The sequence below is a fragment of the Lacticaseibacillus huelsenbergensis genome, assembly GCF_029726355.1.
Lineage (GTDB): Bacteria > Bacillota > Bacilli > Lactobacillales > Lactobacillaceae > Lacticaseibacillus > Lacticaseibacillus casei.
In genome coordinates this window covers 1,570,460-1,597,317 of the sequence record NZ_CP120687.1, presented here as the reverse complement: position 1 = coordinate 1,597,317, position 26,858 = coordinate 1,570,460, and the positions used below count along the sequence as shown (strand labels likewise).

Annotated in this window: 25 protein-coding genes and 2 pseudogenes; all 27 read right to left on the bottom strand. The window is 45.6% G+C overall.

The features are described from left to right. Positions 1-68 precede the first annotated feature (68 nt). Positions 69-1,475 carry a C4-dicarboxylate transporter DcuC gene (gene dcuC / locus LHUE1_RS07205; protein WP_049170608.1) on the bottom strand — a complete coding sequence of 469 codons (1,407 nt, stop codon included), beginning with the start codon at positions 1,473-1,475 and terminating at the stop codon, positions 69-71. Between the two features lie 108 nt (positions 1,476-1,583). Next, complete coding sequence (locus LHUE1_RS07200) at positions 1,584-2,519, bottom strand: nucleoside hydrolase (protein ID WP_049170605.1); 936 nt, start codon at positions 2,517-2,519, stop codon at positions 1,584-1,586. Positions 2,520-2,704: 185 nt separating this feature from the next. After that, positions 2,705-3,700 (bottom strand): annotated as a pseudogene (locus LHUE1_RS07195) (ornithine cyclodeaminase family protein). 36 nt (positions 3,701-3,736) lie between these two features. Beyond that, complete coding sequence (locus LHUE1_RS07190; protein ID WP_049170604.1) at positions 3,737-4,606, bottom strand: sulfite exporter TauE/SafE family protein; 870 nt, start codon at positions 4,604-4,606, stop codon at positions 3,737-3,739. Beyond that, positions 4,599-4,787, bottom strand: a pseudogene (locus LHUE1_RS07185) (TrmB family transcriptional regulator); the annotation flags it as partial. The gene LHUE1_RS07190 and the pseudogene LHUE1_RS07185, both read right to left, overlap by 8 nt. Positions 4,788-6,229: 1,442 nt before the next feature. After that, positions 6,230-6,871: an AAA family ATPase gene (locus LHUE1_RS07180; protein ID WP_217774612.1), complete on the bottom strand. Its 642-nt coding sequence runs from the start codon at positions 6,869-6,871 to the stop codon at positions 6,230-6,232. A 22-nt stretch (positions 6,872-6,893) separates the two neighbouring features. Beyond that, positions 6,894-7,754, bottom strand: coding sequence for a class II fructose-bisphosphate aldolase (locus LHUE1_RS07175; RefSeq protein WP_049170601.1), 861 nt, complete (start codon positions 7,752-7,754; stop codon positions 6,894-6,896). Positions 7,755-7,770: 16 nt separating this feature from the next. Continuing rightward, positions 7,771-8,193 (bottom strand): hypothetical protein, encoded by a 423-nt coding sequence (locus LHUE1_RS07170; protein ID WP_277848201.1) that lies wholly within the window; start codon positions 8,191-8,193, stop codon positions 7,771-7,773. A 16-nt stretch (positions 8,194-8,209) separates the two neighbouring features. Then, positions 8,210-9,496 carry a PTS sugar transporter subunit IIC gene (locus LHUE1_RS07165; RefSeq protein ID WP_049170599.1) on the bottom strand — a complete coding sequence of 429 codons (1,287 nt, stop codon included), beginning with the start codon at positions 9,494-9,496 and terminating at the stop codon, positions 8,210-8,212. 31 nt (positions 9,497-9,527) lie between these two features. Further along, positions 9,528-9,839, bottom strand: a complete 312-nt coding sequence (locus LHUE1_RS07160; RefSeq protein ID WP_049170597.1) for a PTS sugar transporter subunit IIB — start codon at positions 9,837-9,839, stop codon at positions 9,528-9,530. Next, complete coding sequence (locus LHUE1_RS07155) at positions 9,840-11,936, bottom strand: BglG family transcription antiterminator (RefSeq protein ID WP_277848200.1); 2,097 nt, start codon at positions 11,934-11,936, stop codon at positions 9,840-9,842. 226 nt (positions 11,937-12,162) lie between these two features. Further along, positions 12,163-13,602 carry a glycoside hydrolase family 1 protein gene (locus LHUE1_RS07150; protein WP_152902746.1) on the bottom strand — a complete coding sequence of 480 codons (1,440 nt, stop codon included), beginning with the start codon at positions 13,600-13,602 and terminating at the stop codon, positions 12,163-12,165. After that, positions 13,595-15,532 (bottom strand): BglG family transcription antiterminator, encoded by a 1,938-nt coding sequence (locus LHUE1_RS07145; protein WP_049170591.1) that lies wholly within the window; start codon positions 15,530-15,532, stop codon positions 13,595-13,597. The genes LHUE1_RS07150 and LHUE1_RS07145 overlap by 8 nt, the downstream gene beginning before the upstream one ends. Positions 15,533-15,557: 25 nt before the next feature. Further along, the gene (locus tag LHUE1_RS07140) at positions 15,558-16,892 is read right to left on the bottom strand and encodes a PTS sugar transporter subunit IIC (RefSeq protein WP_277848199.1); all 1,335 of its coding nucleotides are present in this window, start codon (positions 16,890-16,892) and stop codon (positions 15,558-15,560) included. 20 nt (positions 16,893-16,912) lie between these two features. After that, positions 16,913-17,272, bottom strand: a complete 360-nt coding sequence (locus LHUE1_RS07135; RefSeq protein WP_049170589.1) for a PTS lactose/cellobiose transporter subunit IIA — start codon at positions 17,270-17,272, stop codon at positions 16,913-16,915. A 16-nt stretch (positions 17,273-17,288) separates the two neighbouring features. Further along, positions 17,289-17,597, bottom strand: a complete 309-nt coding sequence (locus LHUE1_RS07130; RefSeq protein WP_049170587.1) for a PTS sugar transporter subunit IIB — start codon at positions 17,595-17,597, stop codon at positions 17,289-17,291. Positions 17,598-17,770: 173 nt separating this feature from the next. After that, positions 17,771-19,297, bottom strand: coding sequence for a flavocytochrome c (locus LHUE1_RS07125; protein ID WP_049170584.1), 1,527 nt, complete (start codon positions 19,295-19,297; stop codon positions 17,771-17,773). Between the two features lie 419 nt (positions 19,298-19,716). After that, entirely contained in the window at positions 19,717-19,941 is a 225-nt protein-coding gene (locus tag LHUE1_RS07120; protein WP_049170581.1) for a hypothetical protein, read from the bottom strand. Positions 19,942-20,147: 206 nt separating this feature from the next. Then, complete coding sequence (locus tag LHUE1_RS07115) at positions 20,148-20,414, bottom strand: helix-turn-helix domain-containing protein (protein WP_049170578.1); 267 nt, start codon at positions 20,412-20,414, stop codon at positions 20,148-20,150. Continuing rightward, positions 20,404-20,760, bottom strand: coding sequence for a type II toxin-antitoxin system RelE/ParE family toxin (locus LHUE1_RS07110; RefSeq protein ID WP_049170576.1), 357 nt, complete (start codon positions 20,758-20,760; stop codon positions 20,404-20,406). The genes LHUE1_RS07115 and LHUE1_RS07110 overlap by 11 nt, the downstream gene beginning before the upstream one ends. 558 nt (positions 20,761-21,318) lie before the next feature. Then, positions 21,319-21,534: a hypothetical protein gene (locus LHUE1_RS07105; protein WP_010492819.1), complete on the bottom strand. Its 216-nt coding sequence runs from the start codon at positions 21,532-21,534 to the stop codon at positions 21,319-21,321. Positions 21,535-21,546: 12 nt separating this feature from the next. Next, a complete protein-coding gene (locus LHUE1_RS07100; RefSeq protein ID WP_049170573.1) occupies positions 21,547-22,110 on the bottom strand; it encodes a hypothetical protein in 564 nt (187 codons plus the stop codon). Further along, positions 22,107-22,541, bottom strand: a complete 435-nt coding sequence (locus tag LHUE1_RS07095; protein ID WP_049170570.1) for a MarR family winged helix-turn-helix transcriptional regulator — start codon at positions 22,539-22,541, stop codon at positions 22,107-22,109. Before LHUE1_RS07095 ends, LHUE1_RS07100 begins: the two co-directional genes overlap by 4 nt. Next, positions 22,522-23,904, bottom strand: a complete 1,383-nt coding sequence (locus LHUE1_RS07090) for an MFS transporter (protein WP_213291463.1) — start codon at positions 23,902-23,904, stop codon at positions 22,522-22,524. The genes LHUE1_RS07095 and LHUE1_RS07090 overlap by 20 nt, the downstream gene beginning before the upstream one ends. A gap of 212 nt (positions 23,905-24,116) precedes the next feature. Further along, a complete protein-coding gene (locus LHUE1_RS07085) occupies positions 24,117-25,076 on the bottom strand; it encodes a metal ABC transporter substrate-binding protein (RefSeq protein WP_049170566.1) in 960 nt (319 codons plus the stop codon). After that, on the bottom strand, positions 25,073-25,918 hold the full coding sequence (locus tag LHUE1_RS07080; protein WP_049170563.1) for a metal ABC transporter permease: 846 nt from the start codon (positions 25,916-25,918) through the stop codon (positions 25,073-25,075). Before LHUE1_RS07080 ends, LHUE1_RS07085 begins: the two co-directional genes overlap by 4 nt. Then, entirely contained in the window at positions 25,915-26,643 is a 729-nt protein-coding gene (locus tag LHUE1_RS07075; RefSeq protein WP_049170561.1) for a metal ABC transporter ATP-binding protein, read from the bottom strand. The genes LHUE1_RS07080 and LHUE1_RS07075 overlap by 4 nt, the downstream gene beginning before the upstream one ends. Positions 26,644-26,858 lie beyond the last annotated feature (215 nt).

The following is a 26,858-nucleotide window of genomic DNA, read 5'->3' as shown; positions in this document are numbered from 1 at the left end:
CTACCATGAAAGCAGCATCACCATTTTACCATCTACCAAACCGGAATAATTGAACTTAATTGTCAGGCCTAGAAAAGTATCAGGGACATAACAAGCATCATCACGACACCGAAGACCATCGGCACCGACGTTCTTTTAACGATTTGAATAGGTGATAACTTGGTTGTTCCTGCCACAATCAACACCACCGCAGCAACTGGTGAAACCGCGCGTAGCAAGTTACCGGCAAGCTGAAGCGGAATTGACAACGCGACTGGATCAATCCCCGCAGCCTTGGATAGTGGAATGATCAGTGGAATCATCGCAAAAACCAACGCTGTGCCACTGCCGCTTAATAGAACAATGACCGCGGTGAACAGAACCATAACAATGGGCAGAACGATGCCCGACCCACTCATATGCGTCATCGAATTCTGAATTAGCTCAATGATACCCAAGGAAGTTAACCCTTGCACAAAAGTTTGGGCGGCCACCAGCAAGGCAACAATGCTCATTACATCGCCCATTCCAGTGAAAAAGGAATTAGTGCCTTTAAGCACGTTTTGAACTTTTCGTTTGGCAAGCAATTCAACGATCACTGCCACAACAAAACTGATCAACGTTACCAATTGAACGTTAATATTTAACTTTGTGCCAGCCACTATGTTTGTAAAGAAAATCGCCAATAGCAAAACAATGGGTAGCAATGGTAATAACCCATAAACAAACGCAGTTAAACCGTGGTAGGAATTAACATTTTCCTTTGAGTCAATGCCGTCATCGTGGTTCTCTGCAACTTCTTTATCGTAGGTCAGTGTCTCTGGATCAACCTTATCTTCATGCTTTTGCCAGAAATAATGAACCACCGCAATCGCTAACAATGTCGGAATTGAAACCAGCGCATGGCTTTTAAAAACATAGTCTGTCACGGCCATATGCAATTGGGCCGCAACCGCAACATTATCTGAACCTAAGGGCGTTGGAACAATGGTCGCCGATGTGCCAATAATGGCCGCTGCTGACAATCGACTCATACCTGCTGCCCGCAAAACAGGGTATAAAGTCGCCAACAAAATGATGGCCAAATTAGACGCACTAGGAATGACGAGTGATAGCAAGTTACCGATCAAGAAGACAATCGGTATTAGGATATAAACCGATCGAATCTTGGCAATTGGCTTGGTTAACGCCTGAATTGTGACGTGATTAGCGCCGATGTGACTCATATAGGCGCTGTATCCGCCTAAAATCAGAATGACAAAGCCAGGACCGACAAGCGTATTAGTAAACTGATCTACCACTGCCTGAAAAGGATCAAGCCACACGGTCCCAGTCGATGCAGAGACTTTGATTTTATTCCCTAGAAAGATAGCAAGATACATTAACGTAATACCAAGAACCAATAATGTCATCTTGATGTCGTTCTTCTTCAACAGCATGTAAACTAAGATGGCAACGGCTAGAATACCGATAACCGAGACAAGAATTGCATTCATTATGTCATCCCCCTCATGAAAAACATCGCCACCCTCGTGTTTTCATAAGAGAATGGCACCTACTGTCTTTCTTTTTACCTCACGCGATCATTAGTTACTGTCAGTCACCTACAAACTGGCAGTTGCAGCAATCGCATCAACAAACCAACTTTCAAATTTTTCTGAATCAACGTTAGTAGCAACACTTGCATTATCAGGTTTTCCTAAGTACCCTTTTAGATCGATTAGTGAAGCCCCCGCTGTAAATTCGCCACGCGTTTCAATCTCCACGTGGGTTGTTACTTCATTGAAGTAAGACGGCTCAAGAATCATCGCTACAGCAAGCGCATCATACATGTTCAAACCAGTTTTGAAACTTCCACCGCGATATTTGGAAAACAGCGCATAAAACATGTCGCCAACCTTGCCTAACTGCTTAATCTTTTCCGATGTTTCAGGTAGAATTTTTGCTTGTCGCCCAATTTCCATCGGTGCAACTCGAATTGGCAGACCACTATTAAACACAATCTTTGCGGCTTCAGGATCAGTTCCAAAATTAAACTCGGATAAAACGCCAAGGTTGCCGCGTCCAAGTGCCCCGCCCATTAAAACAAGTTCTTTGATCTTCTTTAGATCGTCGGGATATTGATGAATAAAGAGAGCAATATCCGTTAACGGCCCGATACCGATAAGCGTTACTGGTCTGGAATTAGCCATCACGGTTTCATGCATGGCAACCGCCGCAGGAATCGACGTATCAACTTCCATAGCAGGCTCTGGGAAGGGATACCCATCCATCCCCGTCTTGCCGTGAACACCACTTGCATCTTTAAGCGGCCGCAAAAGTGGTTTACTACTGCCCTGAACAACTCGCGGTGCTTTATTCAAAAAAGTAAGCAAACGCCGGGTATTAAGTGTTGTCTTCTCCACGCTTACATTCCCTGCAATGGGACAAATGAGTTGTACATCTAGCATTGGACTGCCTAACGCAATGGCAATCGCTACTGCGTCATCAATGCCAGGATCGGTGCTGATGATCGTTGGTGCAGGACTGGTTGTTGACATAGTCTTTCCTCCTCGTGAATTGAATGCGCTTTCATTTCGCTTCAAATTATACAACGTTGTATCTAAAAATACAACGTTGTATTACTCGTTTTTTTGATCATACTTCCACTTCCGAATTTTTGGTAAGCAAAAGTGGCAGTTGCGACATCTTCACGTCACAACTGCCACTTTTCAACAATTCAGCACTAAAGATCCACACTCGTCCCCACATGCTGCTTATCCGCCGCCTGCAAAATCTTCTCAGCCACAACCACATCCAACACGGCCGTACCAACGGCTTTAAACAGCGTCACTTGATCATGCTGCTGCCGACCCTTGATTTTGCCATTAATCAACTGCCCGAGTTCGCCGTCATAATGCGCTTTGGTGACCAACCCTTCTTTCAACGGCGTGATCATATCGCCGGCTTCCGCCAAAACGCCGTCCATGGTATCGAAAATGACGCTGTCCGCCCGTTGAACAAGCTCGGCCGGAATCTCATGCATTTCTGGTGTATAGGCGCCAATGCCGTTAACGTGGGTGCCGGGTTGTACATCAGCTGCATCAAAGGTTGCCTGCTTTGAAGTCGTAACTGATGTAATGATATCCGATGCCCGAATCGCCTTAGAAAGATCGTTGACTGGCAGAATGTCGGCATTGAACTGCTTACCAAAACGAGCAGTCATGTCTTGGGCAAACTTTGCTGCACGCTCATGGTCGATATCAGAAACATAGACGCGGGTTAACTGACGAACATTGAGCATCGCTTCCAGCTGTGTTGGAGCCTGACCACCCGTCCCGATTAACGTGGCCACTTTAGCGTCAGGATTAGCCAGTAGATCGGTCGCCGCCCCTTGAAGCGCACCGGTTCGTAGCTGCGTCAGGTAGGTTCCGTCAATGATCGCCGACACAATGCCGGTCTTGGGATCCAGGCTGACCATAGTCGCTGGGACACTCGGCAAGCCCTTGTCGATGTTATCAGGATAAACGGAGACGATTTTAACGCCGAGCGCGGGTTGCTCACCTGCAGCATAACCCGGCATGTAGAGGCTCTGACCGTGTTACGCCTGAACATCAATGTTGGCCCGCAACGGCACAGTCGCATCGCCCTTAGAATAAGCCGCCAGCGCAACTTTATCGTCAGCAATCGCATCTTTCATCGTATAAACTGCTTGCACATCTTTTTTCGTCAAAATCCGCATCATATAACCTCCATCATCCAAAATTTAGTCAACAAGTTATGCTTCTTCTTTTTGCCGCAGCGACAATGCCATGCTGATGACGGAATATAGCAACACCACGATCACCAGCCATTGGAGCATGCTGGTGTCCAGACTTTTCACAAAGAAAACGGCAACTAAAACACCCAAAACGCCAAAAGTCGACGTGAATAAAGTGATTTTCCGACTATAATCTGCCAACTTGACGAATTGAATGGAACTCGTCGAAACAGAAAAAGTTGCGGCACCCATCATGATTGGAAAAGCTGCTGACGGGTTGAGTCCCATGGCATACACAGTCGCCATCGTCAGGGCATACGAGCCAATGCCAATGTTGTTCAACGCGCCGTACACGAACAATAAAACAGCCGTCAATATCAGCTTCCAACCAGATAAACTCGTGGCCGTTCCATTAGCGGGAATCCAGTTGAACTTGCCTGCCAAAATCATCAATGCCGCAATCAGCAAGCCAGCCGTGACAAACTTTTTAATGGTGTCACCGGGAAGCTTAACCACAAACTGTGGCCCGATATAGGCACCGATCACCGCCGCAATGATGCAAATCGCCAACGTTTTAATATCAACCGTAATGGCAGTAATGTATGAAAGCGCCATGGCAGCCACCGGAATAACACATTGCGTATTCAAGGTACCAGGAAGTTTTTTGATCGATACCCATTTGACCTTAGGATACAGTGCGGTGCTAATGGCGAAATCGGAAATGCCAAACGTCGAAAGAAGAAAAATCAGGAATGAGCTGAATGGTAAGGCCCAAGTTGTTGCCGGTTCCGTCATGACTTCCGAGCGGTGCCGTAGCAAATCACGTACAAAATAGAAAAGGAAACCTAAGTTAATAAGTACAATTAAACCCAGTAAAATCTTAATCATGCGCGTTCTTTCCCTTCCGATCCAACATGTAAATGTCCCTGACACCTTCAGAGACTGGATTGAATGCTTTCATGGTACCCGTGTCAAAAATTCTAAGCGTTCTCAGATTATAAGCGTCGTGAATGACGTATTCTTGCGCAATGAAAACAAACAAGTGGTTTCGGTTGTAAATGACACTATCGTCCTAACCTTCTAATAACTACTGTAAGTGAATTTATTCACTAGTCAAGGCTGCTCATCAGTAATTTTTAGGCTTTCGACTCACACTGCCTGTAAATAAGCGCTTATAGTGAAATCTTGAAAACAGTTCTTGTGTATTCGTGTACATATTTGATTAAAAAAATAGCTCTGCCCGGTAAGTTTACCAGACAGAGCTATAGTAATGGCACACACCCTCAATACTTTAAACCGTGGAGGTGGCAGCCATGCCAAATTTGTAAAACGAAAAAAATCGCCACTTGGATACCAAAACTATACGATAAACATGGCTGACTCGTCAACATAAACAAGCTTTATTATGTCAGCCAATTTATCTCATAATTCCGTTCTTATTGACGACATATAGTATACTCTACACACTAAATGCATGGCTAAGAAAGAGGAGCAATTACCCTCTTCACTTAGGTTAGCGAATTAGCAAGGAACACCCCTCAATATTCTAGCTCTCGGAGGTGAAACCCTGCTAAACGGAAGGATCGGAGGACTTGGCTACGCTAGAAATAGCGTTGTCTATCTTGATCATTGCCAAGGCGTATTACATCTACGCTCTGGCAACCAAGATATTAAAAGAAGCTAACCGTTTCGGCTAGCTTCTCCAACGTCCTTCTAACTCGCGTCGAGGTCATCGGGGTCCCATCCCGGTGGCCTCTTTTCAATATCTGAATTATACGTTAGAAATGGCTGATTCGTCAACTTACTAATTAGTTAAGTTGAAAAATCAAACATGTCGACCACAAGTGATATCTCTACATAAAGCGTTTAAAGCTTGCAACGTGTTCTTATTGACTGGATACGCAACAACCTATAGACTTGAATCATGACAGAGAAAGAGGACTAATTACCCTCACTTCTTAGTCTAGCGGATTGGATGGCACACACCACTCAACATTTTTTGAACCGTGGAGGTGATGGCCATGCCAGACTCAGGAGACAAAGGGGGTTGCCACTTTTTGGATGTGGCGTCGATTATTATCGCGCTAAGCATACTGATTACCAGTAGCGCTAAAGCGTATGCGATAATCAAAAAAGCTAACCGTCAAAGTTAGCTTACCCCAAAGTCATCTGAACCGCGTTCGAGGTCATCGGGTCGCACCCCGGTGGCCTTTTCTCAACTCCTAAATTATACGTTAGAAATGACAGATTAGTCAACTATTTGTCTGCACCAGTAAACTTTTTGTGCTATTTTCCCGCTTCAGTATGTTTTTGTCCGCTTCAGTATGTGTCAAGGCTCATATTCGTCCTTGCAGAATGTAATCCTTGTCACTAACAAAAAAAGCCAGCCATGCAAGGCTAGCTCCCTAACTCGCGGTTGAGATCATCGAGAGTTTATCTCGATGATCTCTTCTCAACCTCCAAGTCTTACGATAGGTTTTACAGACTCGTCAACAAAGTAGTCTCATATCTTCAACCTATTTGTCCGACAGCCGATGCCTTCAAAAACTCCTTCAATCGTGCCACCAGCGTCTGATAATCCACCTTCGCATAATCATTCACGTCCACCCTGATCAGCCTGCCAATCTGAAAATTCTGATAGCCGCGATCACACACTCGGTTGCTGAACACTTCAAACGAAGGCATGCCATCGGGTTTTTCGTTAATACTTTCAAGGGTATCACCACGATGGTAATGATTCATGAGATGGCCAAGGTGGCGGGGATCAGACAGATCGCGCTGACGCTGGCGATTATAAAGTACTTTGATGTCTGCTTCTAAACGGATTGTGATGACTGGGTAATGATACTTTGCGGCCAACTTTTCGAGTGCTGGTTTTTGCAGACGGCTAAACGGGTAATCGCCTAGAATCATTTTGTGTTCGCTCATCAGAATATCAATGCCACGGTAGTAACGTGTCCTTGCCTCGGCATCAAGCGTTTGCTTTTCCTGAAGATTGTCGAAACCCAGCTCATCGTAGAGGTGCTCTTTAAAAAGATCGAGCGGCAGCGACACGAACCCGCTGATTGCCTGCATGATTTTGTTTGCCGCATACGTTTTGCCAGTACCAGGCGCGCCTGCTAACAGAACCAAAGCTTGTGTATCAACAGCCATCGTGTCGTCTCCTCCTATCGCTTTATGCGTTCACTGGAACTTCTGCGTCCTTATTTAAGAACAGCCCTATTTTGTGTTTGACGATATCATAAACGACTTGGTTACATGGCTCGATGTTGTTGCGCAGAGAGTTATTGACTTCTGTCTGGCCAAACATCTCTTTTGCTTTGCGGGTCCAACCAACTAACAACTCTGTCCCAACGTTGAATTTTCGGAATCCGTTCTCAGTTAATCGATGATAATCGGCTTCATTAACGCCAGTGCCACCATGAATGACCATTGGCGTACTGATTTCTTGATGCAATTCTTCAATTAAAGGCCAGTTCAATTTGGTTTTTGATTTAAATTGGCCGTGATGCGTACCAACGCCGACTGCCAGAGCTTCAACATCTACATGATTCAGGAACGTAATTGCTTGCTGCGGATCTGTGTAACGTCCTTCCTTAACTGTTACGCCTTCTTCAGTTCCGCCGATTGTTCCAATCTCACATTCAACAGAGACGCCATGTTCGTGGGCATAGTCGGCCACCCGTCGTGCACGTTCCATGTTTTCTTTATTTGGCAGGGCCGAGCCATCAAACATGACCGAGGAATAACCGGCATCGATCGCTTCTTTGATGGCATCAAACGACTTGGCATGATCAAGATGCAGGTCCACATCAACTAATAAGTCTTGCGCCATCGACTTGCAAACAGCAACAAAGTTCTTCATGCCGACATATTGAGCCGTTGCCACACTGGTTTGTATGATAATAGGAGAGCCTGCGTCCTTGGCCGCCATGATCATTGGTGGCACCATCTCTAAATTGTGCGCGTTAAAGGCGCCGACCGTGTAATCGAGTGCTTGTGCTTCATCCATTAATTGCTTTAAATTCTTGTACATATGATTGCCTCCTAGATTAATAGCCAAAACCAGACCGCATGACGCGTTTCGACATATCAAGCAACGAATCTGTTTTGCTAACCCATTTCTGAATATCGTCATCGTTCTTTGCTTTTGCCGCTTGTTTCCGCTGTACCTCATACAGATTCAGCAAAGCATTATAAGCATCCCCGAATTCCTCTTTGTCTTTGATGCTCGCTTCATACGCAGCAATGGCCGCCAAATCGTTCCCTAATTTTGCTTGTACAGCGCCTAGTTGGTTATATAAAAGATGCCGCTTTTCTTTATCGTCCGTTGTTCGCTTGATTTGTTCCGTTAAACTGGCAACTTTTTCCTTCAGATCCGCAGCATCGGTTGACGAAATTGGTTGATCACGTTGTTTTGACACCGCAGATGAGGGTCTCTGAGCATCTTTCTTTTTAAATAAACCGCCAAACATATCCATGCCCCTTTCTTTAAACTGCTTTAAGAATCGGCGTCAGGATCCACGCGTACATCAGCATGGCAACAATGGTGTCCGAGTCCGTTGCTGACGCATTCACGAAGCCAAACGAGGTCAAGGCCGTTACTAGTAGCGCCGGCAATAACGTGATGAATAAGCCGTGAATGATACCGCCGATAATGGCGCCGCGCCGACCACCGACAACATTACCGAAGATACCGGCAGTCCCTCCGGCAAAGAAGTTCGTCAGCATCCCCGGCAGAATAACCGCCAGACCGAAAACAGGCATCAAGAACATGCCGATGACAGTGCCGATCGTGGTGGTAATAAAGCCCAGAATGACCGCATTAGGTGAAAAAGGAAACAGTACCGGGCAGTCAAGTGCCGGCTTGGCATTAGGTACCAGCTTCATCGCAATGCCACGGAAAGCCGGAACGATTTCACCAAGTAAGAGCCGAACGCCAGCGAGCAGAACGTAGACGCCGACCACAAATTGAATGCCCATCATAAACGCATTCATGATATAGTTCAGACTCGTACCATTTCCGGCATATTTAGGGCCTGCAAAAGCCGCCGTAATCATGAACAACGGCACCATCACAACCGCAACCGACAGATACGTGTCTTGCAGAAATTCCATATACTTCGGTAATTTAATGTCTTCAATCGAATGTTTCTTTTCGCCTCGTTCACCAAACACCCACGCAGCGCCGGCTTCTACCATGTAGCCGATCGTACAAAAGTGGCCTAGCGCAATAGCATCGCCTTTCGTAATCTTACGAACAAACGGTTGAGCAATGGCGGGCATTGCGACGGCAAAGATCCCGCCAATGATACTGCCAACAACAATGGTCAGCACAGAATTGAGCCCGGCCATTTTCCCACCGACAACCGTCATCGTTGACATCCACAAAAGTGCCTGTCCGGTCAAAAAGATATATTTCCACGGTGAAAATCGGGCAATCAGGATGTTAACAATAAAGATGCCTAAGAAGGTCAAGGCAATTTCATTCCCTAAGCCCAGCGTATTCATCGCTTGACCGTTAATCGCCTCAATACTGGGAACAACGCCTTGCAAGTGAAAGCCATGTTGGAAAATCTTGCCGAAATAAGTCAATGCCGTGACAATAATGGCGGATCCCGCGGAAAGCACTTGGAAGCCTAATAGTGTCTTGAACGTCCCGGTTAAAACTGCACCAAAGGATTTACGCTGTAAGAGCAAACCCAACATCGCGATTAATGCAATGGTGATGGCAGCTTGGGTCAGGATATTTTGAATAATAAAGTTAACCACAACCATGATTCATTCCTCCTAACGCGTTTGTGCTGAATCAGCTGGCTTTTGCGGATAGTTCCTTAATGACTGGCACAAGCTTGGCCTCAATCTCAGCAGGATCAACAATGTTGTGCAAAAAGACAAACTTGATAGCTGGATCAAGATCATATTGTTTGAATTGTGAAGCAAAATTTTCTGCCGATACAATGATGTCCGTTCGTAATCCTGGCGTTGATGAAATAGCTTCGTGTTCGAGATTTTCATCCAAACCCAGGCGATTTAAAACGTCTTCTGCTGTCATTTGGCAAGCTAAGGAAGACCCTAACCCGGCCCCGCAAATAAAGTAAATCGTTAATTTTCTACTCATTTAAATCGTCTCCTTTGAGGTTTTTTCGTTAAACAAAATCGTTTTGAATTGCTGGATATCCGTTTGTTGAGCCAGTTGATCAACCTTTTGCTGATCATTAATGAGTTGAACAATAGCTTTCATGATGTTGAGATGCGAATAATTGTCAATTGCCGCAAGACAGAAGATGATTTTCACAGGATCATTGTCGGGATTGCCAAAGTTGATTGGCTTTGCTAACGTCGTGATGGTGACGCCCAGCTTCTTTGCCCCATCTTCCGGGCGCGCATGGGCTAGCGCGATGGAAGGTCCAATGACAATATACGGACCGAATTTCTTTACTGAATCAATCATCGCTTGTACGTAATGCTCGGTAATGTAATCCTCATCAAGCAATGGTTTTGCCGAAAGACGGATCGCATTTTCCCAATCATCAGCTTTCTGTTGAAGTAGGATCTGCTGGTCGTTGATTAAGTCTTTCAACATAGGCTGAACCTCCCTTTCATTGATTTCGACATGGTTATCCTTAAACGCTGCCTGCAAATCAGCCAGCAACCCCTTATCAACCGAGACTTGGTGTGCCTTGAGCGCGTCCAGAATGCTTTGAAATAATCTAGTTGGATCTAAAGTCCGGCCTTCATATTTTGTCAGCGCTGCATATTTCTTTAAAAAGGCTGCGATGCGATTCAAATCAACTTCTGACGGAATCGGGTTTACCTTCAGACTGGGGATCTCCTCAATAGGCATGTCGACCGTCTTGAAAACCAAACTGACTGGCAATTTACGGAGAATCCCCACTTCTGACGTGCTGAGAACTGCAAGAACATCAATGTTGAAGCGTTCTTCAAGTTTTGCGGCCAAAACCCGACCAGTCGCTGTTCCGAAGTTGCAGACAACTGCGGCTTGATACTGATAATCTTGACGCTGCCGATCTTCAGCCTGTGTTGCTGAAAAATACATGGCAAGAAAGGCTGTCTCATCATCGGACATCGTTAACTGATAAGGGCCAGCCGTAAAGAATCGATTAATGGCATCATAGATTGGACTATATCCTTGCTGAATGGTCTTTTTCAGCGGATTAACCACTTTCATATTCCGCGACAGGCGTTTGAACAAAGCAGTCATGTGGTTGTATAGCTCTTCAAAAAGCTTTTCATTTTTGGAAAAAGGAAAGCCAATTTCTGTTTCCATATAATCCATCAGCGCAACACTGAAAATCTGGGCCTTAACCCAGTCATCCAGATCAATCGCCCCGCGACGATTAAAACTGTTAATCAAAAAGCCGACGTAACCCAGCTCACTGCTGATATCAATCGTTAAGTCATAGTGCTGGATCAACTCATTGAGGAAGCGCGTGTTTCCCTTATTGAGGTCAACCGCTGTCTCATCGTCTTTAACATAATGTCCGCTACGCACTCGGTGTAGCCAAATGATGAGCAATACTGTCACTTGCTGGCGATACATGTCGTTCGCTGCCAAGGCACCATTTGGAAAACACCTTAGCAAGAGATCGCTGATGTAAGTCACATCTTGTTGGTTAAAGACTTCCTTCATTTTGTCGACATACATGCCACTGGCGATCAGCTGTTGACCGATTAAAGTGACTAACGCGTGCTGGCGGGTTAAGACATCCCCAAACATGGTACGAATGGATCGTTCATTACCTTCGATCTGCGCACCTAACTTTGGGCTGGTTGTGAGCGTTAAGTTATATTTCGCTAAATCAGCCCGCAAGTTGCGCAAATCGGCATCCATCGTACTTTTGCTAATCTGCATCGCTCCCTGTTCATCGACAAGATAAACGGGATGCCTTGCCTGAAGTAAATCCAGCAACAGATAAACTTTTCGTTGTTCAGGGGTTAACGCGCCTTGACTAATACTGTTAAAGTCAAGTACATCAGACAGCGAATGCAGCTGTTGCGTTGAAATGTGATTATAAGCAACACCTCTTTTGATATCGAATAAAGGCAACCCTTTCTCCGCCAAAACTTCATTTAAAACCTGAATCTCATTCCGAATGGTTTTGGTCGTGACGTTGAATTGTTTACTTAAATCCGATAACGAGTTCTCTGAACTGTCCAACAATGTTCGCAGAAGATTCGTCAATCTTTCTCGCATTGTCTTACCCCCTTACAGCTTCTATACTAGGCAAGCGCTTACATTCCGAAAAGTAGAACCTTTTTCTTTTACTTGGGAAACAAAGTACACCTCGTGAGCGATACCCTTGATTAGACGCAAAAAAACGGCTCCCCATCAAGGAAACCGCCTTCGCGTGAACGATCCGCTTTAAATCGCCAGCACTTTTCTATAAAAAGAGTTTGACCGACTTTCATAGCCCTGGCTATTACAAATCCTCGCCATTACTTTCAACAACCTTTTGATACCAGTAGAAACTATCTTTACGAATTCGTTTCCCACTACCATTGCCTTTGTCATCTAAATCTACGTAGACATATCCGTAACGTTTGCTCATTTCCGCCTGCGAGTAGCTCACAATGTCGATTGGACCCCATGACGCATAGCCGAAGATATTGACACCATCTTTGATCGCCTCACGCATCTGTTCAACATGAGCACGGAGATAATCGATACGATATTGATCATGCACTTTTCCGTCTTCGACTTTGTCCAGTGCACCTAACCCATTTTCCGCAACGAACAATGGTAAATGATACCGATCCCACAAAAAGTCGAATCCATATCTAAAGCCAGTCGGGTCAATCGACCAGTCCCAAATTGACTTTTCGATGTTTGGGTTAAGCTGTCGTTTGTCCGGTTGGTCAGCGCTTGCAATGGTGCTGTAATAATAGCTAAACGAAACATAATCGACCGGGTTATCTTTGATCAACTTCAGCTCGTCTGGTTTAACGTCCACATCAATGTTATGATCATGGAAATATCTAATCATATAACCCGGATATTCGCCTTCGACCAGGACATCTGAGAAGAATAAGTCTTCTCGCCGCCAGAGGTTATAAGCCGTCATGGTGTCTTCAGGCTTGCTGGTCGCCGGATAGACAGGCGTTAACCCCAACATGACGCCCATTTGAAGATTGGCATTAACCTCGTGAGCGTACTTAACCACCTTGGCGTTGGCAACGAATTGATGGTGAACACCTTGGTAACGAGCTGTTAGTTGATCCGGGTATTCGCCTTTCAAAATACCTAAACCTGCGTATTCGCCCCAGTCACTGACATCGTTGATCTGGTTGAAAATGATCCAGTACTTGACCTTCTTACTATAGCGATCAATCAACACTTTTGAAAAACGAACGAAAAAGTCAATGAGTTTCAGGTTAGTCCATCCGCCGTACTTCGTTATCAAAGTGACCGGCATTTCATAATGTGAAATGGTCATGACCGGCTCCATGCCGAGCTCCAGCATTTTGTCTATCAACCGATCATAGAACTTCAATCCCTCTTCATTCGGCTTCTCTTCGTCTCCATTTGGAAAAATTCGGCTCCAGCTGAAAGAGGTGCGGAAACACTTGAAGCCCATTTCGTGCATTAATTCTAAATCTTCTGGGTAAGTATGGTAGAAATCAATGCCGCGACGCCGTGGATAGTTTCCTTTGGTATCCGTTAAAGCCGCTTCTATATCCGATTTATGCATATCAGTACCGAGTGAGACGGTTCTTGAATACTTATCCGGCAACAACATGGTGTCAGCTTGACTTGGTCCACGGCCATCAACGTCCCAAGCTCCCTCAGCTTGGTTGGCTGCAATAGCCCCACCCCATAGAAAATCCTTGGGGAACTTATCTGTGTACTTTAGTTTAGACATTTGTATCATATCCACCTTTCAGTATTTGAATTAATACGCTAAGAAAGTCTTCGTAATTATCAACTTTCAGAATTTGGTCAACGTTCTCCTTGACCGACAAAATATTGATCAGATTCTGAAGGACGATGCTAAACACCTTTTGATTTGCTTTACTTGTCGCAATGAAACAAGCAATGTTGACCTTTGTGGATGAATGCCACTGGATGCCATCATGATCGATGACAACAAAGATCCCTGTCTTGTTAGCCTTCATGTTGAGCGGGTGTGGGATTGCGATGTTCCCAAAACTGGTCGGTGAAAGTTGTTCCCGTTCACTCAGCTCATCATAATATTGCGGTGAAACAAATCCCCGCTCAGTCAGCAATTTGGTCACACGGCTGAAAAGAGCGTCCCTTTTACTGATTTGAGGATCAATCAGAAAATTATCCGCTGACGTATACTGCTTAAAGTATCCAACGATTTCATCCACCCGATTTGCCCGGCGGATAACGCTGATTGTCCGTTCAATTTTTTCATGATCCTGAGAGGTCATGAATGGATGAATCCTGACAACATAATTAGACTTATCAAACGGAATACTTGTGTCAATCGTGGCAACGACCAGTTTTGAACGCAACTTCTTCAGTTCTTCGACTTGCAGTGCATTGTAGACTGCAGAAATCTGAATGTCCTGTCTGAACTCTCTAGAAATATTGGTTTTTAATTCGTTACCAATATCATAATAAGAAGGCGATATCAGCACAGTGTTGATGCGGTCAATATCATCGGTGTTCAGATACGCTCCTAAATGCAGGATGATATAGGTTAGTTCTTGAGAATTCATCGTCAGATGCAGGCTATTTTGCAGTTGTTTACCAATGTATAAAGCCAGGTCATAGTACAAAGGATATTCTTGCTTTAAAAGGCTGAATTGGTTCACGTCTTGTTGATCCAGGTCATGGTATGTCGCTCGATCACGGGCATTATTAACATGAATGATGAACTTAACGCTAAAGCTCGGATTCTGTAAGTTAAATCCATACTCTTCATCTGCCTTTTCCAGTGCTCGTTGGGTCTCCTCAATAACTCGCTCTGGAACAAAGCGGCTTAGGTTCCCAAGATGCATTGACGAAAAGTTCTTGATGATGGTTTTACCGATAAGTGCCAGTGTTAAACCATCGATTTCAGCCTTGGAAAACTTGATATAATATCTTTTCTCCAGCTGAGCGGTTATTCGTAACGTCAACTTATATTCATTGCGTCCAGTTAACTCTTCATGTGTCGCTGAAAGCCGATGCATCGCTTTCCCATTTTGGATTCTATTAACTGAAATCGCGTAGTGCATCAATAGATCAAACAGCTGGTATTGGTTGATCGTGAGTGAATCCTGGTTAACCGTTTCATTGACTATCTTTTCCATATCTAGCAGTGGGATATCCGGAATTAACCTTTGGATTCTCTGAATATTGACTTCCGGAACGGATGCGGATCTGTTTGAGTGCAAGAACGACTTGAACAGTCTTCTTTTATCACTTTCATCTCCGATTAATCTTAATTGACGCTTTTTCTCCACAACCTGAACATTATCTGCTGAGTGGTCCCTGTTAAAATCGCGGATAATATCACGAGCACTCGATTCAGATAGATAATGATTTGCTAGAAACTCGTCTAAGGAGACGCTACTTCCGTGACTATCTAACAGTTCATATAACAGTTTCTGCCCTATATCGCTCTCCTGATCATCAACTTTTTCTTTCCAACCGTGAAGTAACATTTTTGCTTTGTAACCCAACGGACCGGAAAGCACGGCAAGGTCAGCGGTATTAATAGATTGAATATGATTCCTTATAGTTCTTGGCGACACACCAAATTGACGAGCAATTGTTTCCGCAGTGACCCAGCCTGATCGCTTACGCAGGAATTCAACTATATCCGTATCGTTGACCTTCAATGTGTACCCACCTTCTCATCTGAGTCTAATTAGCGCCTGTTGCCACTTCAACATTGACGATAGCTTCAACACCATCGTCAGGCCCTGTGCCACTCACTTCACTTTCGTCACTTTTTTCTTCATCCTCATCGTCACTCGCCTCATTTTTAACCTCTTGCCGGTCATAGGCTTTAAAGAATGGGTAGTAGACGAGCCAAGAAATAGCGAACATGATTGTCGTGAAGATAACCCCGGCGATTGAGTCAGTGACAATATAACCGAGTATTGGGAATGGCGCATACCATAGCTGGAAGACTGAATGTGGGATAGGAACCAGTCTCCATGAAAGTGCGAACCAAGTTACAATCGGGCCGATCAAACCCATAATCCACATCGGAACCATCAGCAATGGGTTGAATGCAACTGGAGCTCCGAAAATGATCGGTTCATTGATGTTAAAGATAGATGGGATCAACCCTGCACGACCGACCACCTTCAGACGCGCTGATCTTGCCATGAAGGCCATCATGATACAAAGCGCCAACGTAGACCCACCGCCACCAATGATGTAAAGATCGACTGCTTCATTCGTATAAATATTGGTTACAGCGGCACCAGCTGCAAAGTTCTTCGCATTTTCCGCAATAGCCGGCAAAGCAATCGCAGACTGAATCGGATAAATAACCCAGGTAGAAATACCAAAAGTGTACAGGAAGCTGAAGCCGATAAAGTTAATGATCACAAAGCCCCAGAAGCCGCCGCCAAGTGCCAGTAAAGGTTTGAATAGATCATTGATCCCTGTGTAAAGGTTAAAGTGTAGTTGGAAGGTGAATAACCAACCAACAAATAAAATGACGATAATCGGAATCAGCGTATTAAACCACATCGCCACAAAGTCCGGTAAGGCTGAATCTTCCCCAAAAATCTGCATTTTGGCAAAAATGTTCATAACAAAGCCAACGAAAATGCCAGCCACCAAAGCGGCAATCATGCCACCAGTCCCAAGACTGTTGACATCAAACGAAATAATCCCCTTGGCACTGATCGATGGATAAATCAGTAAAAGGAAAAATGCAATCCCAGCAAGACCCGCTTGCCGCGACACATCTTTGTGCTTCTTACGGTTCATGATAGCTTCTGGAACCAGATACGACAGAAATAAGGAAAAAAGTCCAAAACTGAATGTGCTGATATAGCTAATATCTGGAATTGCTGGCCAGTAGTTTCTCAGAATACCAATGATAGTGGCAAAGGAACCGATGAAGATCATTGGCATTGCAGCAAGAATCCCATCTTGCACCGCTGCAATCCACGGATTCTTCGCGAGCTTATTCACCTTTGGGGCAAACGAATCGGTCCTCCAATCCATAAAGTGTTGCATAAGTTACTCCCTCCTTTTAATCAACTATCCCGCAATGATCGGACGATCTTGATCATTTTTTCGGTCATCAGAAGTTCACTTTGAACGGTCATTAGTGTGTCTTGCGAGTGAACGAATAGAACAGAATACGGAATAAATTCACCTTCTGCTTCCTTTTGAATCATCGTTGTCTGTTTCGAATGAGCTTCATTCAATTCTTTTTTGGCATTGGCGAAGTCTTCTTCGATCACCGCTTCGTCAATCGTGGGATCAGCTAGCTTGTCTAAAATATTTAGCAGTTGATCGCGAGCATTACCAGCGTGCAGGATCACTTGCATAGATATTTCATTCAAGTCATCCCGATCAAATGTTTCCTGTTCTTCATTCACCTTTTCTCCCATGTTATTCTCCCCTTCTTTACTTACTGAGTTCTTCTTCTGCAAACTTGACCAAGCCGGCCCCATCGAGGGATCCGTAGACCTTTTGTGGAATAATCGCGACTTTTACGCCAAACGGAGCAGCCTCTTTGGTCGCATCGGCTAACATGTATTTGAGATGCGGCGCAATTAACAATAGGTCGTTCCCTTTCAAGTAATCATCCAATTCCGAATCGGATCGCGCTTTGAATTCGAGGTCAACTTTGGCTTTCTTTGCTGCTTTTCGTCCAGCCGCTGCCATGAAACCTGAAGAGGCGCCCGAACCACAGATTAACAATACTTTTTTCATTTTGTTCCACCTCGCTGCTTTATTTGTTTACAATCTTATCCTAACTTCTATTTTTGGCTGCGCTTACAGACTTTTTTCCTACCTCCGGAAAAACCTTGAGTGACCGATTAAAAAAGCACGAATGGCATAAAAAAACGCCCCTCATCAAGAGAAGCGCCCTTAATCCATTCAAATCACTCCTGCGACTTCACATAAGCCGCCGCCTGTGTCCCTGCCTGCCGACCGAAGATCACGATGTCAGCGACGGAATTACCGCCGATTCGGTTATTGCCATGCAGGCCGCCGGTGACTTCGCCAGCTGCGTATAACGCTGGAATCGGTTGTTGTTGCTTGGTCAGTACCTCAGTCTTCGTGTTGATTTTTACGCCGCCCATCGTGTAGTGAATGCCTGGCGCGATTTTGAAGGCATAGTACGGGCCAGTGGTGAGGCCGTGATCCATCCCGGTCGTGCGCCCAAACTCAGTGTCGTTTTTGCTGGAGACAGCCTTGTTCCAAGTCGCAACAGTCTTGGCTAACGTTGCAGCTGGAACCTTCATTTTCTTGGCGAGTTCCGCCAGCGTGTTGCCTTTCACATCAAGCTTGTCTTTAATATAGAAGTCAATGGCACTTGAGCGCTGCCGCACACCTGAGTCGATGACAACCCATGCATATTTACCTTTTTGCTTGTTGATGGCAGCGGAGACCTTGTCACGCGTGTTCATTTCGTTATAGAAGCGTTTCCCACTTTGGTTGACCAAAATACCGCCTTCACCACGGGTTGCTTCGCCAATAAGGATGTGTTTGCTTTGGTTAACGGTTGGGTGAATCTGAATCTTGTTCATATCAATCGCGTAACCACCGACTTTTTCAATCATTTTGATGCCGTCGCCGGTTGCACCGGCTTGATTGGTTGTGACGTAATTGGCGAGATCCGGACGGTACTTCTTGATCATCTTCTTACTTGCGCCAAAACCGCCAGTCGTGACGATCACAGCCTTGGCCGCAATTTTCTTGGTTTTATCCTGGTTGATCTTCACAGTCACGCCGCTGATTTTACCGTTCGTTTCATTTAACTTGGTAACGTCAGTGTTAACGAACAGTGGAATCTTCTCTTTCTTGACTTCTTTGACAAGTCCATCAACCAGATAACCACCTACCGCCGAGCCATCATGCGGCCGATGGGTGCGTTTGACGGACATTCCACCGGAAATCGTCAGCTTGTCTAGCTTGATGCCAATAGAATCGAGCCAATCAATGGCGCTAGCAGAGTTATCGACAAAATAGCGTAGCAGCACCTTATCGTTAGTGCCACCGCCGCCTTTTAACGTTTCCTCATAGAAGAGGTCATTGCTATCCTTAACGCTTTGGGCAGCTTCAACTTTTGTCTGGCTAGCGTTCATGCCACTCGAAGCTTTCAGCGTATTGCCGCCAACAACCGGCATCTTTTCAAAAATGACCGGATTCATACCTTGCTGCTTGGCTTCAATCGCAGCCGTCATCCCCGCACCACCGGCACCGATGATCACAATGTCATACTTTCCCTTCATCATCTTGGGATCTGTATAAGTCTGTTGCGAAGCGCCACTTGTCACCTTAGTGCTGGTCGTCTTGCTCGATTTTGAGCTTGATGAACTGGATTTTGAACTTGCCGAACTGCTACAGCCAACCAAAATAGCGCCCAACAGCACTAGTATTCCCGTAACTTTAACCCACTTTTTCAAAATAAGCCCTCCTCCGCGAATGCGCTTACTATTATACGTGAATAGGTTAACAAAGTTGTGGGCTTTTCTCAACTTTTGCAAAAGTTGGGTTAGATATTGCAGATTGTGGTCGATGCGGTAAGTCATGCAGATGTTTAGCGCTGATTACACTGGACCTTTTTTGCAAAAAAAACGGCTTCCATTGTCAGGAAGCCGCCACCATTACTGCCGCAATAGTTATGGCGGTAGCCAAGTATGCTTACAAATACGCTGTAAGGCGTTTACGCATTCGAACGATCTATCAATATGCGGTTGACTAAGCCGCGGTGATCTTCGAATGACATTCAGTACTCTACCCTGATTAAACAATATCGTTAGACCTAGTTTTGGTCAACTAAAACAAACGTAATTTTTCCGAAAAAAATTCTTATTTCGTCATACTACTCCACATTGCGATAGCCAAAGTCTGGCCATTCTTCGGGAACATACATTGATCCCTTCTTTTTACCTACATATGGATCCTTAAGCTTAGGGGTCAGTGTATAGCCAGGTTCACCATCATCTAATGGTACAAGAAGCCAAATTTGTTTCTCAGCGAACCCTTTGCCTTTTGGTAGAATTAATGCTAACGAATTATCAAGCTGAACAGTACGTGCTTCGAGCACAATGTCCATCTCCTTCCTTGTCAAAACTATTTTAATATGGTTAAAGCTCTAACAGACAATATTGTACGATGCGTTCGGTAACCATACACGGTTCTAGCAATGATCATGATGGATTCGTTTCTGCTTTTGACAAAAATCACCCATCCAGTGTGTTGATAGGGTGGGTGATCTGTCGAGTACTAGCATTTGGTAGGATCTTGATTCTGTTAGCCAAATTTGACGATAAGCTTTTTACCCAGAGCATGGGCAAGAGACTGAAGCTTCTCAAATGAGACGTTATCTCCCCGCTCAATTTTTGCAATAGTCGCTTGTGTCGTGTCGGCTCTCTCAGCTAACTCGGCTTGAGTCAAACCAGCAGCCTCTCTTGCATGATAAAGTGCGACCGCAGTGGCAAGCTTTTCTCCCTCCGCTTCGTATGCCTTGTTGAACTCTGGGTTTTTACGTTTTTCCTTAATCATGTCATCAATTTTCATGAGCGTACCATTCCTTCCTCAGCTCTTCAGCATGTTTCTTTTCTGCTGCAGGAGTCTGGTTTGTCTTCTTAGTGAAGCCATGCGTAATAATGTAGCGATTATCTGTGACGTGAAAATAAAGGGCCCGTTGAATGTTGGATGCTACGTTGCTTCTAATTTCATACAAATTTGAGCTAATTTTCTTAACCCATTTTAAACGCTGTGCGACAAGCATTCCGTTTTTTTCGGTTTCTTCAATCACTCGCAGAAGTTTTGCAGCATCTTTCTCTGGAAGTGCGTAAAGCCATTCCTTGAATTCATCGTGTCCATTGGGTCGTTTATAAGATTCGAATTTTGGATTATTCATCGTATTTAAATTATAGCGTATATTTCGTTTTCGTCAATCCATACGAATATTTATTTTTGGGAAATATGTACATTGAATACATACCACTAAGGCACTCCGCAATATTTGACGCTTAATCTATAAACCTTGTTTCACTACCCCAACTCGCTTATGATAACGACATACGAACCCAATCGCAGCGGTCGTGAAACGCAGCCATCACAACAGAAAGGCAAAACCAATGTCGCAGACAGAACTCAACAGCATCCAGGACACCATCAGCACGTTTGTCAATTCACCTATCCCAGACGAAACGTTGTACCTTTGACATCGAAACAATCACAGCAACTTTGAAAACGTTTGGTACAACGATGTATATGCAAACGGGTCATTCTATTGCTGGCTGGACCGACCCAAAACAACTTTTGGCAGTCATCGCTGACCAGTTAAAACCGTATCAAAAAGATCGGGTTCAACGACAAGTCATGCCGTTAAACCCGATCTTCTCGCGTTTCTGTTGACTAACATTTCCCAAGGTATCAAGCTAACTTGATCAGCTTAAACCATGATCACAACGCGCTACACCTCATCATCCAAACGCGTCAACCGCTCTTCCAATTTAGCAATCTCGCGTTCGACCTTTTTCAACCGCGCCATCACCTCTTCCAAAGTGAGGCCTTCGGAACTATACCCTTTGTACCGTGCACTGATATAGTCCTCTTCTTCCAGACGGCGGGCCTCTTCTTGCAAATCGCCCAGTCGCCTGATCAGTGTGTCAAAATCCGGTTTAGCCATCCGGTCACCTCGTTACGCTAACGCATCCGGTGCTGACAACTGCGGCGCCTTGCCTTCTCTAGCCAAGACCCAGTTATCGTTGTTCCACATCTCCGTCGCGCGCCGATTGCCAAAATAGTCCCACAACGATTCACGTTCGACTTCGATCACTTGGTTGTCTGGCCCGATGGTGACCCAGTTGTAGGAACCGTTCCGGTGGGCAAACTTGATCCAATAGACCGGTGCCGAAACATGTACACCGTTGTCTTCATAATGCCGTTCTTGGCGCTCGGTGCGCATGTAACTCAAGCCGGCAGCATAGTCGGGATCGAGTTGATTGAACAAGGTGATGGCCTGCTCCAAGGCCTTGTCCGCAGCTGGTAAATGCCCACCGTTTTTGAAAGCACTTGAGTTGAAGCTGATCAAGTGGCCTTTTTGGTCGGTGACCACGGTCAGATGTTTGTTATTAGGCGTGATGTCATCAGTGTCTTGGAATCGTTCGACCGTGACGCTTGCCCTGTTGCGTTTGCGGACATTGGTTTCGACCACGTGAAAGTCTTGGGGAATAGGCAGTAAGTTCATGAATTCGTTTTTCAAAATTCCAACTCCTTTTCCGTTTCAATAAGCTGATCCAACATGTGTCCAAACTTGGTCTTATTATCGATATGCATCTTCTCAGTGAGCATTTCTTCATATCCTGCAACAATTTGCGCCACGCGTGGCACTAGTTTACGACCTTTTGGCGTTAGGCTAATGACCCATGCGCGCTTGTCCTTATCGGAGCGCCGCTTGACCACTAACCCAAAGGTAACCAATTGTGCCAATCTGCGCGTCACATTGCTAGGATCAAGGTGAATCATCTTGAACAAAGCTTCTTGGCTCATTTCATCTGCGGTGCCAAGTTTTAAAATAAAGTAATAGTTACTGGCATTGAGTCCGGTCGGCGCCAGTGCTTCGTCCAAGTCGTGCTGAATATTACGTGCCAAAATATTGACCTTAGCAATTAACTCATCCGGTTCTTTTTGCATCTTTAACCTTCTTTCCCAAAATCACGGCTGCAATTAAAAATAGCCCAGCCGCAAGCAAGAAACTGACGCATTGCGCCGTGAGTAACGCCGGTGCTCCTGCGTTAGCCGCGGTGACATTGGGGCGGATCAGGCCGAGCGTTTGGTAAAAGACCAGGCCAGCAACCGCACTGCCAATGCTCATCCCTAGCTGACGTGCCAGTGAGGTGGCGGCACCAACCTGTCCCCGCATACTTGCATCGACACTCTGAATCAGCACAACACTATTCGGGTTCGTGAACAGTGCCGTTCCTAATGCAAAGACAACCGACACGATGACAAACGGCCAGAGCACTTTTTGATTGGGAACCAGTGCAAAGGCGGCGTTCGTGACAACGAGCAGCAGCAGGCCGATCACCATGAGCCGGCGCCGATCGCAGCGATCAGTGAGGAATCCAGCAAGTGGATTGGCCACCAATGCGGTCAACGGCGTCAGCATCAGCAGATACCCAGACACGGCAACCGGCACGCGCAGGATGAGTTGCAGATAAATCGGCGCGAGCAAGGTGAAAAAATACGCCGCAACATAATTCAAAAACGAAGCCGCCAGATTCCGCGAAAAGCGCTGGTTCCTGAACAGCCGCGTATCCAGCATCGCGTCCGGCGCTTGCCGCTCATGCCGCCAAAACAGGTAGGTGACACCGCCGATCAGCACTAGTAACCCAACTGTCAGCATCGGGACGTGGTTTATTTGAAGCAGCAGCAACAACCCGCCAATAACAATGAGCTGCAGAAATCCATGGTGATCGACCCTCCTTTTCCCTGAAGCTGCCGTCACTCTCGGAAAAACGGCCCATTCAATTAACAAACAAAGCAAACCGATGGGTAAGTTCACCCAGAAAATGTAGCCCCAGGGCAACCGACTTAAGATTAAGCCGCCGAGACCCGGACCGGCCAGTGCCCCTGCCGAAATGAAAATCGACTCGATTCCCAACGCACGCCCCAAAAGCGCAGGGGGGAAAACATCGGCAACAATCGCATAACTCGTTGCCATCGTCATACTGGCCCCGACCGCCTGTACAACGCGAGCTGCCAAAACCAGTTGAAAGTGACTACCAAATCCGGCTAACCCGGAACCAATCAGAAAGAGATACGTGCCCCAAATGAATAGACGCGATCGTCCATATTGATCAGCCAGTTGCCCGAAAAACAACAGACAAACACTGATCGTTGTGAGATAAACCGTCAACAATAAGTTCACTTGGCTCGGACTTACCGCCAAATCCTTGGCGATGGTCGGCACGGCAACGACAACAATCGTCCCGTCAATGATGACCATAAAGAAGAACAAACCAAGGGTGATGAGAATCAGCCAGCGTTTAATCACGGCCTCACCTCCTGTTGTCATTATAGAGATGTTTATTTGCTTGCGCAAGCAAATTTAAAAACTTTGCCTTGTTTTTTGCCCTGCCGAATATAAAAACTGCTACCTATCATGCAAGAAAGCTCAACGGGATCATTGTCTCATTGAGCTTCTTGTGTGGATTTTCAGTTAATTCTGATGACTCATATATGTGCAATGTTTCGCTTTTTCAAACACTATTTTTCGAGTCCGGCCGCAATCTTTTCCAAATTCCACTTCATCATCCCATAGTAACTGTCGCCAGTTTTACCCGGAGCAGCAATAGAATCGGTGAATAGCGTGGCATAAATCGGAATCCCGGTATCCTTCGAGACGGTTTGCATCGGTTTCGGATTGACACTACTTTCAACGAACAGCGATGGCGTTTTCGTCTCCTTTAATTTACGAACCAGCGTCGAAATCTGTTCCGGCGTGCCTTCTTCTTCAGTGTTGATCTCCCAGATATACGCAGATGGAATTTGATAGGCCTTGCTGAAATACTTGAAACAGCCTTCGCTAGTGACAATCAGCTTCTTCTCAGCCGGAATTTTGTCAAACTTGTTTTTAGCTGATTGGTGCAGCTTGTTCAGCTTGGCTTCATAGGTGGCCGCATTACGCTTATAGAAAGCCGCGTTTTTCGGATCGACTTTTTCAAGTTTCTTCGCAATATTGCGCGTATAAATCATCCCGTTGGCAAGACTCAGCCAGGCATGCGGATCCTGTTTCGAAGACTCGCCTTTACCTTGCAGGTGAATCACGTCCACGCCATCACTCACCGCCACCGCCTTAGCCTTTGCTTTGCTGCCTTCGTTGTTCATCATTTTGGTAAACCACGCGCCGGGCGCATTTTCGAGATTGATCCCATTGTAAAAAATTGCATCTGCCTTCCCGGTCGCTGACACATCCGCAGGCAACGGATCATACTCATGGGGATCCTGGCCCACCGGAACGATCACGTGAATCTTGGCTTTATCCTTGGCCACGTTTTTAGCAATGTCACCAATAATCGTATCCGTGGCAACGATCGAAATTTTTGACCCCGACTGAGCCGCTTTGTCCGAACTTTTGTTTTTGGAGCCGCAAGCCGTCAGCCCGATAAGTGCCGTCACAACGATCGCTGCTTGTACGAGGACTCTTTTACGGTTCTTATTTTTCATGATCTTCCTCCAATAGGTAGTTTGATTAAGTTCTGCTTTTTGGAAAATGGAAAACATACGATGAAAACAAATGTACCGAGAAGCACGATGCAGGAACCGACTGCGATGTTAAACGAATAGCCAATCACCAATCCGACAAAAGAAATCAGGCCGCCCAGTGCGCCGGAAGCGATGACCATGGTGCGTAACCGATTGGCAAAAAGATAAATCGTTGCCGCCGGGGTGATCAATAAAGCCACAATCAAAATCGTGCCGACACTTTGCATCGACACAACGGCAACCAGCGTCAGCATCACCATCAACAGGTAATGATAAGCGTTGGTATGAATCCCCATCGCCTGCGCCATCACTGGATCAAAGGATGTCAATCGAAGTCGGCGAAAGAATAGCACAACCAAAGTGATGACGACGATCGCAATCCCGATGGTCAAATACATGTCTTTGTCTTGAACGGCCAAAACGTTCCCAAACAAAATATGAAACAGATTGGTGGTTGTGTGAACCAGTGCGATCAGAATAACCCCGAGCGCCAAAAACGAGCTGAAAATAATGCCAATGGCGGTGTCGCTTTTAATCAAGCTGTGTTGGCGAATCAAGGTAATTAATATCGCAGCCGCAATGCCAAAAGTTGCAGCGCCTACTACTGTGGGCACACCGACCATGAAAGAAACCGCGACGCCAGGAAGGACCGCATGTGAAATGGCATCGCCCATCAAGGACATCCCGCGTAAGATCACAAAGCTTCCGATAACTCCGGCAACAATGCCAACTGTGATGGAGGTCAGCAGGGCATTCTGCAAAAAATGAAATTCAGCTAAATCGTGCAGAAAAATGAGTTTCATGACTGTCCTCCTTGATTGACATGCATGGGTAATCCATACGCCTGCTCAAGATTCGTGTCCGTAAAGGTTGTCGCAACCGGACCCGCACCGATCATGTGGACATTCATCATCACGACACTGTCAAAGTATGAGCGAACGGTTTTTAAATCATGATGCACCATTAAAATGGTCTTTCCTTCCGCCCGCAACTTACGCAGAACGATCATGATGGCTGACTCGCTGCGGTTATCAATGCCGGCAAACGGTTCATCCAAAATAATCAGGTCGGCTTCCTGAACCAGACACCTGGCAATCAAAACGCGCTGCAATTGACCACCCGATAACCGCCCGATTTGACGTTTGGCAAAATCCGTCATGCCCACCATTTCCAGTGCCTGCGCGATCGCTCTACCTTCGTTTTTTCCAGTGTAGCCGAACATATTGGCATGCGCCTGCAGACCCAGTGCCACACATTCGCGCACAGTGATGGGAAACGTTAGGTCAATATTGCTTTTTTGCTGAACGTACGCGATCTTCTGGGCCTGTTTCGCTAACGGCTGCCCGTCCATCGCCGCATTGCCTTGATGCGGAATAAGATCCATCATAGCTTTGATTAATGTAGACTTACCCGCACCGTTTGGCCCAATAATGCCAACGATTTCGCCTTCCTTCACTTCAAAACTAACATCTTCGACAACATTGAGATTCCGCTGATAACTGACGGTGATATGGTTGACTTTTAATATGGCGATCCCTCCTTATTCGTAATGGTTACGTACTAAAGTTAGGCTAACCTAAGTTTATAAATTCGTCAATACTTTATTTTGAAGATAGTTTTATAAAAATTGAGCAACTGATGAAGCTGAAGATTCAAGCTGGGTAGATGAAAACATTCAACTCATTGAAAATTTTTCGAAAAGACTTACATGCCGATCATCATTAATTGTGAGAATTTCTATTG

Excerpts from the sequence above, each read along its gene's own strand:
- LHUE1_RS07180 (WP_217774612.1), bottom strand. The coding sequence starts at position 6,871 with ATGGCTGTTGATACACAAGCTTTGGTTCTGTTAGCAGGCGCGCCTGGT.
- LHUE1_RS07160 (WP_049170597.1), bottom strand. The coding sequence starts at position 9,839 with ATGAGTAGAAAATTAACGATTTACTTTATTTGCGGGGCCGGGTTAGGG.
- LHUE1_RS07095 (WP_049170570.1), bottom strand. The coding sequence starts at position 22,541 with ATGCAAAAAGAACCGGATGAGTTAATTGCTAAGGTCAATATTTTGGCA.
- LHUE1_RS07200 (WP_049170605.1), bottom strand. The coding sequence starts at position 2,519 with ATGTCAACAACCAGTCCTGCACCAACGATCATCAGCACCGATCCTGGC.
- dcuC (WP_049170608.1), bottom strand. The coding sequence starts at position 1,475 with ATGAATGCAATTCTTGTCTCGGTTATCGGTATTCTAGCCGTTGCCATC.
- LHUE1_RS07135 (WP_049170589.1), bottom strand. The coding sequence starts at position 17,272 with ATGGGAGAAAAGGTGAATGAAGAACAGGAAACATTTGATCGGGATGAC.
- LHUE1_RS07190 (WP_049170604.1), bottom strand. The coding sequence starts at position 4,606 with ATGATTAAGATTTTACTGGGTTTAATTGTACTTATTAACTTAGGTTTC.
- LHUE1_RS07170 (WP_277848201.1), bottom strand. The coding sequence starts at position 8,193 with ATGTTTGGCGGTTTATTTAAAAAGAAAGATGCTCAGAGACCCTCATCT.
- LHUE1_RS07130 (WP_049170587.1), bottom strand. The coding sequence starts at position 17,597 with ATGAAAAAAGTATTGTTAATCTGTGGTTCGGGCGCCTCTTCAGGTTTC.
- LHUE1_RS07085 (WP_049170566.1), bottom strand. The coding sequence starts at position 25,076 with ATGAAAAATAAGAACCGTAAAAGAGTCCTCGTACAAGCAGCGATCGTT.
- LHUE1_RS07140 (WP_277848199.1), bottom strand. The coding sequence starts at position 16,892 with ATGCAACACTTTATGGATTGGAGGACCGATTCGTTTGCCCCAAAGGTG.
- LHUE1_RS07150 (WP_152902746.1), bottom strand. The coding sequence starts at position 13,602 with ATGTCTAAACTAAAGTACACAGATAAGTTCCCCAAGGATTTTCTATGG.
- LHUE1_RS07080 (WP_049170563.1), bottom strand. The coding sequence starts at position 25,918 with ATGAAACTCATTTTTCTGCACGATTTAGCTGAATTTCATTTTTTGCAG.
- LHUE1_RS07115 (WP_049170578.1), bottom strand. The coding sequence starts at position 20,414 with ATGAAAATTGATGACATGATTAAGGAAAAACGTAAAAACCCAGAGTTC.
- LHUE1_RS07175 (WP_049170601.1), bottom strand. The coding sequence starts at position 7,754 with ATGTACAAGAATTTAAAGCAATTAATGGATGAAGCACAAGCACTCGAT.
- LHUE1_RS07105 (WP_010492819.1), bottom strand. The coding sequence starts at position 21,534 with ATGGCTAAACCGGATTTTGACACACTGATCAGGCGACTGGGCGATTTG.
- LHUE1_RS07155 (WP_277848200.1), bottom strand. The coding sequence starts at position 11,936 with ATGCGAGAAAGATTGACGAATCTTCTGCGAACATTGTTGGACAGTTCA.
- LHUE1_RS07110 (WP_049170576.1), bottom strand. The coding sequence starts at position 20,760 with ATGAATAATCCAAAATTCGAATCTTATAAACGACCCAATGGACACGAT.
- LHUE1_RS07165 (WP_049170599.1), bottom strand. The coding sequence starts at position 9,496 with ATGGTTGTGGTTAACTTTATTATTCAAAATATCCTGACCCAAGCTGCC.